This is a genomic window from Providencia sp. PROV122 (assembly GCF_028482365.1).
Lineage (GTDB): Bacteria > Pseudomonadota > Gammaproteobacteria > Enterobacterales > Enterobacteriaceae > Providencia > Providencia stuartii.
The window spans coordinates 84,385-98,188 of sequence record NZ_JAMPQI010000001.1 but is presented as its reverse complement, the minus strand read 5'-3'; the positions used below and the strand labels follow the sequence as shown (position 1 = coordinate 98,188).

Annotated in this window: 13 protein-coding genes; 11 read left to right on the top strand and 2 right to left on the bottom strand. The window is 42.0% G+C overall.

Annotated features, from left to right (window positions below; all coding sequences use genetic code 11):
* Window positions 1–681: 681 nt before the first annotated feature.
* Window positions 682–3,174, bottom strand: a complete 2,493-nt coding sequence (gene hrpB, locus PSE69_RS00470) for an ATP-dependent helicase HrpB (protein WP_121874631.1) — start codon at window positions 3,172–3,174, stop codon at window positions 682–684.
* Window positions 3,175–3,233: 59 nt separating this feature from the next.
* On the opposite strand from hrpB, the gene sfsA reads away from it, so the two are divergent.
* From sfsA to PSE69_RS00415, 11 genes are all read left to right on the top strand, one after another.
* Entirely contained in the window at window positions 3,234–3,944 is a 711-nt protein-coding gene (gene sfsA, locus PSE69_RS00465) for a DNA/RNA nuclease SfsA (RefSeq protein WP_004922520.1), read from the top strand.
* A gap of 198 nt (window positions 3,945–4,142) precedes the next feature.
* A complete protein-coding gene (gene dksA, locus PSE69_RS00460) occupies window positions 4,143–4,598 on the top strand; it encodes an RNA polymerase-binding protein DksA (RefSeq protein WP_004922522.1) in 456 nt (151 codons plus the stop codon).
* Between the two features lie 61 nt (window positions 4,599–4,659).
* A complete protein-coding gene (gene gluQRS, locus PSE69_RS00455; protein ID WP_036941319.1) occupies window positions 4,660–5,550 on the top strand; it encodes a tRNA glutamyl-Q(34) synthetase GluQRS in 891 nt (296 codons plus the stop codon).
* An 85-nt stretch (window positions 5,551–5,635) separates the two neighbouring features.
* Entirely contained in the window at window positions 5,636–7,207 is a 1,572-nt protein-coding gene (gene pcnB / locus PSE69_RS00450; RefSeq protein WP_004922527.1) for a polynucleotide adenylyltransferase PcnB, read from the top strand.
* 1 nt (window position 7,208) lies between these two features.
* Window positions 7,209–7,700, top strand: a complete 492-nt coding sequence (gene folK / locus PSE69_RS00445; RefSeq protein ID WP_004922531.1) for a 2-amino-4-hydroxy-6-hydroxymethyldihydropteridine diphosphokinase — start codon at window positions 7,209–7,211, stop codon at window positions 7,698–7,700.
* Window positions 7,701–7,759: 59 nt separating this feature from the next.
* A complete protein-coding gene (gene panB / locus PSE69_RS00440; RefSeq protein ID WP_014656572.1) occupies window positions 7,760–8,551 on the top strand; it encodes a 3-methyl-2-oxobutanoate hydroxymethyltransferase in 792 nt (263 codons plus the stop codon).
* Window positions 8,552–8,584: 33 nt separating this feature from the next.
* Window positions 8,585–9,448 carry a pantoate--beta-alanine ligase gene (gene panC, locus PSE69_RS00435; RefSeq protein ID WP_004922538.1) on the top strand — a complete coding sequence of 288 codons (864 nt, stop codon included), beginning with the start codon at window positions 8,585–8,587 and terminating at the stop codon, window positions 9,446–9,448.
* A 48-nt stretch (window positions 9,449–9,496) separates the two neighbouring features.
* Window positions 9,497–9,877 carry an aspartate 1-decarboxylase gene (panD, locus tag PSE69_RS00430; RefSeq protein ID WP_004922542.1) on the top strand — a complete coding sequence of 127 codons (381 nt, stop codon included), beginning with the start codon at window positions 9,497–9,499 and terminating at the stop codon, window positions 9,875–9,877.
* Window positions 9,878–10,120: 243 nt separating this feature from the next.
* Window positions 10,121–11,335 (top strand): hypothetical protein, encoded by a 1,215-nt coding sequence (locus tag PSE69_RS00425; RefSeq protein ID WP_040132336.1) that lies wholly within the window; start codon window positions 10,121–10,123, stop codon window positions 11,333–11,335.
* A 58-nt stretch (window positions 11,336–11,393) separates the two neighbouring features.
* Window positions 11,394–11,918, top strand: coding sequence for a hypothetical protein (locus PSE69_RS00420; protein WP_272674901.1), 525 nt, complete (start codon window positions 11,394–11,396; stop codon window positions 11,916–11,918).
* The gene (locus tag PSE69_RS00415; protein ID WP_272674900.1) at window positions 11,875–12,609 is read left to right on the top strand and encodes a hypothetical protein; all 735 of its coding nucleotides are present in this window, start codon (window positions 11,875–11,877) and stop codon (window positions 12,607–12,609) included. The genes PSE69_RS00420 and PSE69_RS00415 overlap by 44 nt, the downstream gene beginning before the upstream one ends.
* A 140-nt stretch (window positions 12,610–12,749) precedes the next feature.
* Here PSE69_RS00415 and PSE69_RS00410 read toward each other — a convergent pair whose 3' ends face one another.
* Window positions 12,750–13,793, bottom strand: coding sequence for a fimbrial protein (locus tag PSE69_RS00410; protein WP_014656575.1), 1,044 nt, complete (start codon window positions 13,791–13,793; stop codon window positions 12,750–12,752).
* Window positions 13,794–13,804 lie beyond the last annotated feature (11 nt).

Genomic DNA, 13,804 nt, shown 5'->3' with positions numbered 1-13,804 from the left:
AATGTCAAAGCGTTCACAGAAGAAAGCTCTTAATTACATTTCATTACCTTACACAGCAAATAATATCACTCCATCACCACGGACATCTATTAGAGCATAAAATAGCCTTGTTACGCACTTATCTTTGTCTGCACATCATTTGCATCGCTAAATTTTATCTCAAAAACTGCCAATGACATACCAACACGGCAAAAAAACAAAATAAACCCTATAAGCAATTAATAAAATAGAATATTTTTATCCGTGATACTTTACTTTCCAACTAAAAACACGCATACACGTAACACTCAATTAACCAATTAATATTTAAAGTAATTTTTAAAGTTTACTCTATTATTCCATATCAAATAGAGCGTGTAGGATCCATATCAATTTTGTCGCGCAATGAGTGGATAAAAAATGCCTGAAGCTAGCTATAACTTTTTTCTGTTACGTTATGCAGATATTTACATCGATTTACTGACAGACAGTGAAACTCATGCCATGTCTGAGACATAGCACAACAACGCGAGATAAAAACGCTCTCAGTTAGACCTTCTATCACGACCCATATCTGGATTGAGTTGCTAGCGCACTTATCCATACCAACAAAAAATTAGAAGGCTCAAATTGACTGATGATGCTTTTTCACGGCGTGTTTCGTGTATATCTCGCCTGTTTTTTCATTCGCTTCTATTTAACTTAACGCCCCTCGGTATTCATCGCTTTTTTAGTTTTATTGGTAGGTTGCGTATTAGCAGGATCATCTGGCCATAAATGTTTTGGGTAGCGACCTTTCATCTCTTTTTGTATTTCTCGATAGCTGCCCTGCCAAAAAGCCCCTAAGTCTTGGGTGATCTGTAATGGGCGCATCGCAGGTGATAACAAAGCAACCGCCACAACGACTTTGCCATGAGCAACCGTTGGGTTCGATGTCTGCCCATACATCTCCTGCATGCGGATCTCTATCATCGGGGGCTTATCTAAAGAGTAGTGAATGCTTACACGACTCCCCGAACCCGCTAAATAGTCCGTCGGTAAAGCCTCTTTTAACCATTTTTGTTGCTCCCAATCTAAACGATGCATCAGCAGCTCCCCGACATTGATTTCTTGAAGTTGCTTACGGTGAGTTATTCCATCTAAGTAAGGCGCAAGCCAAGCTTCTAAGGAAGCCAACAAAGCCTCATCAGCCACATCTGGTAAAGTGGTATCAGCAAACCAACGTTGAGCCAATTGGCAACGGATCCGAAACTGCTGTGCAAACGGGCTCCAATTTAAACTTTCTAATCCATTTTGCCTTAGCCAATGTAACAATGCCTGTTTAATTTGTTGTCTATCAGGATGGGTTAATCTTTCAGAGCGAACAACCAATTGCCCACATTGCAACCGTCGCCAAGCAATTAAAGTGCCTTTTTGTTCATCCCACTCGACGGTTTCCTGCTGATAAAACAAATCAGGACAAGCCGCCTGCAAGCTAGCGATCTCAATAGGGGTTGCTAGACTTATTTTGGCATCTGCTGAGGTTTCAGGTTGCCAAAGTGTTGGAGCGATTAGCCACTCATTTCCTAACAACGCGTCATTTTCATCTAACGATGCCCCTAATCCATTTGCTAACTGATAGCGGCCTTGATGATCTCGACTTTTCGCAATACGGTCTGGAAAACCGCTCGCTAATAAAGTAGGTAACCACTCACTTATTAGCGAGACGTTTCTGCCAACTGCTGCTGTGACCGGATAACCACATAATAAAGTGGCACGTTTGCACCAACTCTCTGTAGGCTTATCCAAATAATAATAAATATCACTGTGAGCTTGTCGTGGAGGCTCTTCTAATATTGCCACTAATAACGCCGCTAATTTAATCACTTCATTATTTTGACTTTGCAAGGCCTTGTACAACACGGCGGCAGTGCGCACTGAACTTCCGAGTTCTGCGACTCCTCTTCCAAGCGGAGTTAGCTTGCCGTGTTGATCAATCGCCCCAAGTCGACTCAGCAACTCTTTCGCTGCGGCTATTGCGGGTTGTGGTGGCAGGTTTAACCATTGAAGCTGCTCCACCGCTTGGCATCCCCACTGCAACAGGGATAACCATAACGAACTTAAATCACTGTGTAATATTTCAGCTTCACTAAATTGTGCAGCTCTTTCCGCTTGCTCTTGACTGAATAAATGCCAACAAATACCGGCTTCTAACCGTCCTGCTCGCCCAGCCCGCTGCTGCATGGACGCTTGGCTAATACGCTGTTTAACCAGTTTTGTTAGTCCAGTGCGAGGATTAAATAAGCCTACTCGTTCAAAACCGCTGTCAACAACTAAGCGAATGCCTTCAATCGTTAAGCTAGTTTCTGCAATATTGGTCGCTAAAACGACTTTACGTTTACCTTCAGGGGCAGGCTGAATGGCTTGCTGCTGCTCTTTTATTGATAGTGCCCCATACATTGGGCATAAAAGTATGTCCTCACTAACCATAGAAGCTAGCTCTGAGCGAGTTCGCTCGATTTCCCCCGCACCGGGTAGAAAAAGCAATAGCGAGCCACTTTCTTGTTGAAGTAATCGCCAAACCGCATTTGCCACCTCTTTGTGGAATAATTTATTCGCATTGATGGGGTAAAAATGCCTTTCGACAGGATAGGCACGCCCTTCGGATACGATCACGGGGGCATCAGGGAATAGAGCCACCAGCCCTTGATCATCCAATGTGGCCGACATCAACAAGATTTTTAAATCATCACGCAGTGCCTGCTGAGTATCAAGCAGTAGCGCCAAGCCTAAATCCGCTTGTAAACTGCGTTCATGAAACTCATCAAGAATGACTAAACCGACCCCTTCTAACATCGGATCATCTTGCAACATGCGAGTCAAAACCCCTTCAGTCACCACTTCGATACGTGTGTTTACACTAACTCGGCTTTCAGAGCGCATGCGCAACCCTACCGTGTTACCGATATCTTCGCCTAACTGCTCGGCTAACCGTTTAGCGACGCTACGAGCCGCAATTCGTCTCGGCTCCAACATGATAATACGTCCGTCAATCACCCCACTTTCTAATATTAGCCGAGGTAAAACGGTTGATTTACCCGCCCCTGTAGGGGCATGTAATAACACTTGCGGAGATTGCTGTAAGGCCGTAAGTAAGGAATCACTAACGTCATAAATCGGTAACACGCGGCTGATAACTCCAATGGTATTTAACATTTTCAGGCAAAGATTGTAGCATTGCTGCTTATTTCCTGAATACTGATTGCGGAGACAATATGGAGTTTATTCCCCCGTTACAACCAGCCACACTGATCAAACGCTACAAGCGCTTTTTAGCGGATGTCGTTACACCTGACGGTGAAGTCATGACTATCCACTGTGCCAATACGGGGGCGATGACTGGCTGTGCAACGCCCGGAGATAAAATTTGGTATTCAACATCGAATAACTCAAAACGCAAGTACCCACACAGTTGGGAAGTGACACAAACGTCACAAAATCATCTAATTTGTATCAATACATTACGAGCTAATCAGATCATTGCCGAGGCGTTGGCGCAAAAAACCATTCCAGAATTATCCGAATATAGTGTAATAAAGCCTGAGATGAAATACGGTTCTGAAAATAGCCGGATTGATTTCTTTTTATCTGGAGATGGGCTACCCGATTGTTTTATCGAAGTAAAATCTGTCACGTTATTGGAAAATAACCATGGCTATTTTCCCGATGCTGTGACTGAACGCGGACAAAAGCATTTACGAGAGCTAACAACAATTGCTAAAGAAGGAAAAAAAGCCATACTGTTGTTTGCAGTTTTGCATACGGGGATCTACGAGGTCTCGGCAGCAGCCCATATTGATAAGCAATATGCCACACTTTTGAAGGAAGCTATCGAAAATGGTGTTGAAGTACTGTGTTATCAAGTAGATATCAATACGCAAAAAATGCTATTGGGTAAAAAAATTAAGTTTACACCTATCAAATAATGATAGTTTATTCGCTGCTCAAAGCGAAGACGCATGGGTTCTGGAGGCTTAAAAAGGAATAAACACGCGCGCCTTCACAGCATTACAAAACTCATTGCATGAACGATTGCCAAGAGGGCACTCTTCTGCTATTTATAGCGACCTTAATTTTTCCCCCCTTTGGGGTTTTGTGAAATTTGCGTGTGTAGGAGAAGCATTATGCAAGAAGGGCAAAAACGTAAGACATCGTCCTTAAGCATTCTCGCCATTGCTGGGGTTGAACCCTATCATGAAAAAGCTGGCGAAGAGTACATGAACGAAGCCCAGTTGGCGCATTTTAAGCTCATTCTCGAAGCATGGCGCAATCAACTCAGGGATGAAGTAGACCGGACAGTTACTCATATGCAAGATGAGGCAGCTAACTTTCCAGATCCTGTTGATCGGGCAGCCCAGGAAGAGGAATTCAGCCTTGAATTACGCAACCGGGACCGTGAACGTAAGTTGATTAAGAAAATCGAGAAAACACTGAAGAAAGTCGAAGAAGACGATTTTGGCTTCTGCGAATCTTGTGGTGTGGAAATCGGCATCCGTCGTTTGGAAGCCCGCCCTACCGCTGATTTGTGTATCGACTGTAAAACATTAGCAGAAATTCGCGAAAAGCAAATGGCTGGCTAATCACTGATTATGGAGTCCTTAACGGCGCACTAACCTTGCGCCGTTATAAGGAAATCTAGTAATGAGCACCTCCACTTCACCCTATATTGGTCGCTTTGCACCATCTCCATCAGGCAACCTTCACTTTGGTTCACTCGTCACCGCCCTAGGTAGCTATTTGCAAGCACGCTCGCAAAAAGGTAAATGGCTGGTGCGTATTGATGATATTGATCCTCCAAGGGAAGTTCCCGGCGCGGCTGATAATATTCTAAAAACGTTAGCGCATTACGGCTTATATTGGGATGATCAGGTACTGTACCAATCAAAACGTCATGATGCCTACCGTGCTGCATTAGATGACCTTCGCCAACAAGGCAAAAGTTACTACTGCACTTGCTCACGGCAACGTATCAAAGCGTTGCAAGGGCATTACGATGGTCATTGTCGCAACCTCCATCTTCCAGACCATCAAGCGGCTATTCGATTAAAACAAACTCACCCCGTTTATCAATTTACAGATAGGCTCAGAGGCGAAATTGTGACACCAGCCAATGTCGCTGAAGAAGATATTATTATTCATCGTAAAGATGGTTTGTTTGCTTATAATTTAGTCGCTGTTGTTGATGATCATTATCAAAATGTCACTGAAGTGATGAGAGGCGCAGACCTAATCCCTACCACCTCACAGCAAATTTCGTTATATCACCACCTTTCATTGCCTGTTCCTGATTATGCCCATTTACCGCTGATCCTAAATCATGATAATAATAAGCTATCAAAGCAAAATCATGCCACAGCACTGCCGATGACGGATCCTCGCCCAGTAATATGCCATGCACTAACATTACTGAATCAACCGCCAATCCAGTACTGGCGTGATTTGAGTACCGATGAGATTTTAAAAACCGCAACGGATAAATGGCAGCTAGCGGCGATCCCATCTCATGATATTATTGACAATGCTTATGACTGAATATGACTTTTATGCGTTTAAGCATTCTCAAAGAAAGGCCAGTAAGCTATGATTAGCCGCTTATTTTGTTTAATGAATATTCGTAATGATATCGAGGTGTACTATTTTTAACCGAGTAGCAAATTTCTGCCGTAATATTTTATCGCGAAATGACAAGGACACGCGTGACGCACAGGCAGCCGGTGAAAGGCCAGTCACTTATTCTGACACTGCGACAGCTCAGTCCGTAGAACAGAACGCTAAACAAACAAAAACCACGGTTCGTCAGTCCAAACGTGCCGGTATTCAGGCAGAGAAATCAGAGACAATGACGACTGAAACAGATGAAAATATCACTGTAATTCCTCGTTCAGAGCATACTATTTCACGTAGTGATATTAGTGATAATGCGCTGAAGGTACTTTATCGCTTAAATAAAAATGGCTATGAGGCCTACCTCGTTGGCGGTGGTGTACGTGACTTACTCCTTGGTAAAAAACCCAAAGATTTTGATATTACAACTAATGCAACGCCTGAGCAGATCCGCAAACTATTTCGTAACTGCCGGCTAGTCGGTCGTCGATTCCGTCTCGCCCACATTATGTTCGGGCCAGAGGTCATTGAAGTTGCCACTTTCCGCGGTCACCATGACCAAATTGAGTCGGAAGATAAAAACCGCTCCCAGCAAGCCAAAAATGGCATGTTGCTACGGGATAATATTTTCGGCTCTATCGAAGAAGACGCAATCCGCCGTGACTTTACCGTCAATAGCCTTTACTACAACATTGATGACTTCTCTGTTCGTGACTATGTGGGCGGCTTAAACGATCTTAAAGCGGGGATTATTCGCCTTATTGGTGACCCAGAGACTCGTTATCGCGAAGATCCTGTTCGCATGCTACGTGCGGTGCGTTTCGCCTGTAAATTGGATATGCGTATTGAGCCAAATACGGCGCAACCAATCCAACGTCTGGCACCGCTATTGCGCGAAATTCCTTCAGCAAGGTTATTTGAAGAGTCACTGAAACTACTACAAGCGGGTCAAGGTTATGCAACCTATAACATGCTAAAAGAGTACCACTTATTTGAGCAACTGTTTCCGGTTATCAGTAGTCGCTTTACCAATAACAATGATTCGCCAATGGAAAAAATCATTGATCAGGTACTCAAAAATACTGACTTTAGGCTCAAAAATGATAAACGGGTTAATCCTGCATTTTTATTTGCAGTCATGTTATGGTATCCCGTTACGGAACATGCAGAAAAGCTGTCTCAAGAAGGTGGGCTTGCCTACTATGATGCTTTCGCACTGGCGATGAATGACATACTTGATGAGCAGTGCCGTTCGATTGCGATACCTAAACGTATCACCACCACCATGCGTGATATTTGGCAATTGCAATTACGCCTTCCTCGCCGCCAAGGGCGCCGAGCGAATAAATTAATGGAGCATCCAAAGTTCCGTGCTGCATTTGATTTATTAGAATTAAGGGCCAATGTTGAACGGAGAAATGAGCTTCAAGAGCTTGCTGTCTGGTGGGATGAATATCAGCGTTCCAATAATACTAAGCAGCGTGAGATGATAGCTGAGCTAGGTAGTGCGCCAGTGCGTAAACGCCATCGCCCACGCAAGTCATCATCAAGCGCCCATAAACCAAATAAAAATCAGGGGTCATAGAATGGAGTTGGTCTATATTGTTATTGGCAGTAACCTTGGCGAGCCATTGAAACAGGCTCAACAGGCTATTGATGCGTTAAATGCGCTCCCAAACAGCCGTATAGTCAACACCTCTTCGATCTATCGTAGTAAACCGCTGGGGCCACAAGATCAAAACGATTTTCTTAATATGGCGGTTGCACTTGAAACTGAGCTTGAGCCAGAAGCGTTGCTTGATCATACACAACGCATTGAGCTGGAGCTTGGTCGAGTTCGCAAAGCTGAGCGTTGGGGCCCTCGAACGCTCGATCTCGACATTATGCTTTTCGGCAATCATATTATTAATACCCCACGATTGACCGTACCTCATTATGGGCTAAAAGAGCGGGAATTTATGTTATATCCGCTCAATGACATTGCCCCTGATCTGATTTTTCCTGATGGCGAACCGCTATCAGAAAGGCTCACACTCGTCCCACGTAATGGCCTCACCCTTTGGGATATTACAACCTAAACAGTGAACCTCCTAAACAGGAGGGGTCGTCAGTGGGATCTTTTCCGGAGGTTATTATAATGAAACCAATTTCTCTGGCTACTCTGGGTCAGTTTAAAAAAGACAAACACAAATTTGCTACCATGACGGCTTACGATGCCAGCTTCGCTCAGCTATTTGCAGAGCAAGGTATCCAAGTCATGCTCGTCGGTGACTCCCTTGGTATGACCATACAAGGCGAATCTAGCACCCTCCCTGTTACCGTAGAGCAAATCGCTTATCACACTCGCTGTGTACGCAAAGGTGCACCAGACGCATTTATTATCGCTGACATGCCTTTTATGAGTTATGCCACCCCTGAACAAGCTTGTGCTAATGCCGCTATTCTGATGCAGGCTGGTGCAAACATGGTAAAACTTGAAGGGGGTTGCTGGCTATGCGATACCGTCAAAATGCTGTGTGAACGTTCCGTTCCCGTATGTGGGCATTTAGGGCTAACGCCACAAGCCGTCAACGTTCTTGGTGGCTATAAAGTACAAGGTCGCGATGAGGTTACCGCCAACCAACTCATGAAAGATGCCATTGCGCTAGAAAATGCGGGAATACAGCTTTTGGTTCTTGAGTGTGTTCCTACCTCACTAGCCAATAATATTACAGAAGAACTACTCCTTCCGGTTATTGGTATCGGTGCAGGCAATGGTACTGATGGGCAAATTCTTGTCATGCATGATGCATTAGGCATTACGGCCCGCCCTCCTAAGTTTGCCAAGAACTTCCTTGCTCAAGCAGGCAATATTCAAGATGCAGTTAAACTGTATATTCAAGAAGTTGAAGCAGGGATCTACCCTAGTGAAGATCATTCTTTTGAATAATTTTATTACGGCTCAATAATAAGGAATTCACCTATGCTTATCGTCGAAACATCTCCCATTCTTCGCCGTGAGATCCGCCGCTGGAAGCTAGAAGGTAAACGTATCGCTCTTGTACCAACCATGGGCAACCTGCATGATGGACATTTAGCTTTAATTGATGAAGCGAAACAACAAGCTGATATTGTGATTGTCAGCATTTTCGTTAACCCTATGCAGTTTGATCGCCAATCCGATTTAGCCAATTACCCTCGAACCTTGCAAGAGGATTGTGAAAAGCTGAAACGTCGCGATATCAATCTCGTTTTTGCCCCTTCTGTGAAAGATGTTTACCCTGAAGGAATGGCGCAACAAACTTTTGTTGAAGTGCCTGAATTATCATCAATACTTGAAGGTGCGAGTCGCCCTGGGCATTTTCGCGGTGTATCAACAGTCGTTACCAAACTGTTTAATTTAGTCCAACCTGATTTAGCGTTTTTTGGTGAAAAAGATTTCCAGCAATTACAGCTAATTCGCAAAATGGTGAGTGACCTTTCTTTTGATATACAAATTGTCTCTGTGCCTACCGTCAGAGCGAAAAATGGGCTTGCATTGAGTTCAAGAAATAACAATCTATCAGCCAGTGAACTCAAAATAGCACCACAACTATATAGCATTATGCAACAGGCGGCAGAGAAGCTAATTGCAGCCCCTGACAATGTTGAAGCGATTATCCAAGAAATCGATGATTCGCTTCGCCAAGCAGGTTTTACCCCTGATGAGCTATTTATTCGTGATGCCGAAACCCTTGCTCCATTGAGCAATATAAGTCAAAAAGCGGTCATCTTAATGGCAGCTTGGTTAGGGCAAACCCGTTTGATTGATAATTTACAGGTTGACCTACCCACAGTTTCAGCTTAAAAAAACAAGCAAACACAGCATGACGATTAAAAATGGTAGACAATAATTATGTTTAGAAAAATGTTACAAGGTAAATTACATCGGGTTAAGGTCACACAAGCCGACCTTCATTACGAAGGCTCTTGTGCTATTGATCAGGATTTTATGGATGCCGCAGGGATCCTCGAATACGAAGCCATTGATATTTACAACGTCGATAATGGAGAACGTTTTTCTACTTATGCAATTGCAGGTGAAAGAGGTTCTAAAATTATTTCAGTCAATGGTGCCGCTGCACGTCGTGCTGCTGTTGGCGATAGATTGATTATCTGCTCATACGTTGATATCAAAGATGAAGATGCTCGTCACCATAAACCCAAAGTCGCTTACTTTGACGGTGACAATATTATGAGCCGTGTTGCCAAAGCAGTTCCTGTACAAGTCGCTTAACGCTATATCCCCCAACGGCAGTTAGCTTGTTGGGGGTTACTTAGCTTCCTTTTTTAGCCAAGCAAGAAAATACAGCTTTCATTTCGTTATTTGATCTTTTTCTATAACATTAAAAATTATTATATTAATCTCAGTAATACCTCTAGAAAATATCATTTAAATCACCATAGCTAATAAAAAAGATAATTATTTAACATCCCAATTTATATTAGATTGAAAAAAACATCACATAAAGGGGATGCTATGAATGATAATAGAAACAAGAAGACGTTTGGACTGTTATATACTCTAAAGATCCAATTTCAAAATATGCCTTCGTTTTCCAGTGGCTTTATTTATGCAAATAAAAAAAATCAAATCGAAATATTGATTACTGTTGATGCTATTAGTGAAGATGGAGAGCCTTATTTTAATAATGAACGAGAAGTGCAAGATGCCACTTATCTGTGTTCATTTTTTGATGGTAAACCCTTAAATCAAAATTGGCAAATTTCGAATGAAAAAGGGCCATTTTGTAAAGCAGTTAAGTATGACACAACTCTATCAAGGCGGGAGCCACCAACCCTACGAACGATAACCCGCTCGACATTTCAAATATCCAAGTTTATTTCATCCGACATTGTTAACCCCGCCTTAGAAATCGCAGTAGGAATTAATATTCCTGGTATAGGCAATTTTGACACCTCAATGAATGGAACGCCTACTTTAAATTCAGGCTCTGTCTTTAAATCACCTAGCCGAATTTCAGTAAGCAGGATATCCCCTATCGATTATACAGATAATAGAAATGTTATGGTGATTGATAAAGGTTGGAAATATATCATGACCGATGCATTATTCCGCAATGGTAGCAATCGGCACTCCAGCTCTTATCGGAATTATGCAGCCATTATTCGCTATAAAAAAATATCTATTATTACAGCCAACAAATATAACATTATCGAAAAAAGGGTCTCGCCTACATTGCCTTATAGTGCTCCTTATAAAGATTGGTTTTATAGTACGACCATGCCCCATGCAATGAATTATGCCACCGATGATCAGGCGCTCGGTGCATACTTAACGAGTTGGTTTATTGAGACTCGAGATAGAGTCGGCTATTTTCACGCAATTAACGAAGGTTGGACAGAGCTAACCCACAAGAAAAAGCCTCCACTCTATTTTACAAGCATGAGAAATGGTGAATTTAATAAAAAAAATACGTTTTCTGTGTGGCCACAATTTAGCAACGATATGCCTAAACTTGCCCGCTTTTCAAATAATAATCAAAATAGTATCACCCTTGTTTGCCATCAAATCAATTTAGTGGATCACATTCCTCTCTATCTCGGTGCTGAATGCCGTGCTCAATCAAACACATCCTTAGCAAGCCATGTTGAAATTGTTGATGAGTTTGGCAATGAAGGCATCATGACTATTGAGTATCGCCATAATATTGATGGGGAAATTACTGTTTAAATCCGTTTTGTTAAAAGTGGCACTATTGATCTTTTAGCTTAAAATATTTGGAGCCAAAATGCTTAACTCACCCCCAGCTAAAAAATTCAAACAAATCAACCATCTTAGCATTCATTTTAAAGATAATCCGACTAATATTCATTCGGTTATTTATGCAAATGGATATAATCAAGTTGAGGTTATTGTTACTGCTGAAATCTTAGATGAAAATAATGACGCTTTTTTTGAAAATGAAAAAGAATTTAGAGACTGTATCTATTTTTGTTCCTTTTCAGATCAACAACTACTCGGTAATGAATGGATAATCTCTGAACATCGGGGAGACTATTGTAAAGCCGTACAGAATGAGATTACTCACATAAAAAATGCATCTATAGAGGCCATAAAAAGCACAAAAAGGATCAGTGCCTCATATTACTTCTCACTGAAAGAGATCAATCCCGGACATGAAATTGCAGTCGGGGTGAGAATCGATGGTGAAGGTTTATTCAATACCTCACAAAATGGCACTTTAAATCATAAAGGAGAAATTATTTTTATTGCACCTAAGCGGGTTATCATTCAAGGAATTAAAAAAAATTGATTATGATAATAATGAAAACATCGCTATAACAGATAACGATTGGCAGGAAATCTCAAAAAATATTTCATTTCATATCAGTAAAGGGGCGATACTGGGGAATTATGAGCATAATTACGGGGTCATAAGACGTAAAACATTTAAAATTACAACGCATAATAAATATAAATTAAAGTATAAATCTCCTGTATATAGCTTACAACATATCCCTAAAATTAAAGATTGGTACCATAATCACGTGATGCCCCATGCAATAAAGATCGTTGGGGGGCCTTATTATAGCGGAATTTATGTTAATAGCTGGTTTATAGAGCCTAATAATATAGAGATTGGCTATTCCAATATATTAAATAAAGGGCTAAATAGGATTATAAAAGATATCCGCCAATCTCTTTATTGTACTGAGGAAAAAGATGGCCGATTTGTAGGCGATACAACTTATGCGATTTGGCCTCGGCTGGAAGGAAATCTCGGTCCTCTTTGGTCAAAAACCACCTTAGATAAACACGCCATCACTATCGTCTGTCATCAAATGTATCTTAGAGATAAGAAACTCTATTATTGGGGATATTATTGCCCTGCCCCCTATCATGTGGCCGACCCTCTGCAAATTTTTATTATCGATGAGTATGGTAATAGGGGGAATATTAATATTGTATTTGAAGAGGATATGTATGGTACTGTCAGCGTTTAAATAACCACTTTAAGAAAAACGAGTCTTTATTATTTTCGTGCAACCGATTTTTATCATGACATTATAGCCAATAGATAGGCGGGGTATTTTGTTCATTCATCATTGTAGGGGATGATCTGCTCATCCCCTTTTGCTCTCGTTTAGTTAAATTGCAAAACAAATTGTGCCGTCGCTTCTGCTTTCCCTGCTTTGACAGAATTACCATAACGGTAATATTCCGCTTTCAGGGGAACACGCGTTTCACCTTTTTCTAAATCAGCTAATTTAACAAACTCCTGATTAACTAATACGTTATCATTGTTTAATGGTGATTTTACAACAAACCCAATACCACTGGCATTATTACCTTGCCCTTCATTATCGATTTTAATCACTGCATCTTTACCATTATAACTCGCTGTATTGTTTGCAATGAGCTTGATCTTCGCTGAAACATTCCCCGTACAGACGATATTAATATGTTCCTCAACAGATGACGGCGTTGTCGGGAACCCTACGGATGGGAATGCCGTGGTCGGTACCCGAGGTAACGTAAATGACAAATCGGTATTTTTAGCTTCACAAGATGTCGGCGCACTTGTCACTTTTCCTTTTAGTCGATAAGTATAACCAACTTTTGTCGAGCCACCACCTGGGTCAAACCGTTTAATGAGTATCGCCCCAATCACCGAATTATCAAAGGATGTTGCCGTCGGGTTATCTTTACCGGCATAAAAAATAACCGTTGCATCTATAGGCATAAGTGCACCTTCAGGAACAGGCAACACTTGTCCTGGACGATTTGTAAAAGGCAATCCTGATTTACTTTCAATTAAGACATAGACGATATTTACGGGGCCACCAGCATGCACATGGTAAGCGGGCTTCCCATCAATTTCGCCATAATATCTCGCTATAATGCCGCTGCCTTCACCGTATGTTGCATAAGCATAGACTTGTGAGTCAGGCCCACACTGCGCGACACCACCTCGTCCACTCTCTCGCACAAATGTATAACGAGCAATCTCGTCGTTCTTTTTGATCGCACCACTTAATTTAATGTCCACCATTGCGCGCATTGCAGAGTGATTTTGACCATCCCCTCCTTCAACACAATTCTGAGCCGCAATACTGCTATTTATCCCAGAGAACATTAACACCACGCTGAACGCTGCTGCATAGCCCCAATTAATCTGTTTTCTCATTATTCTTACTC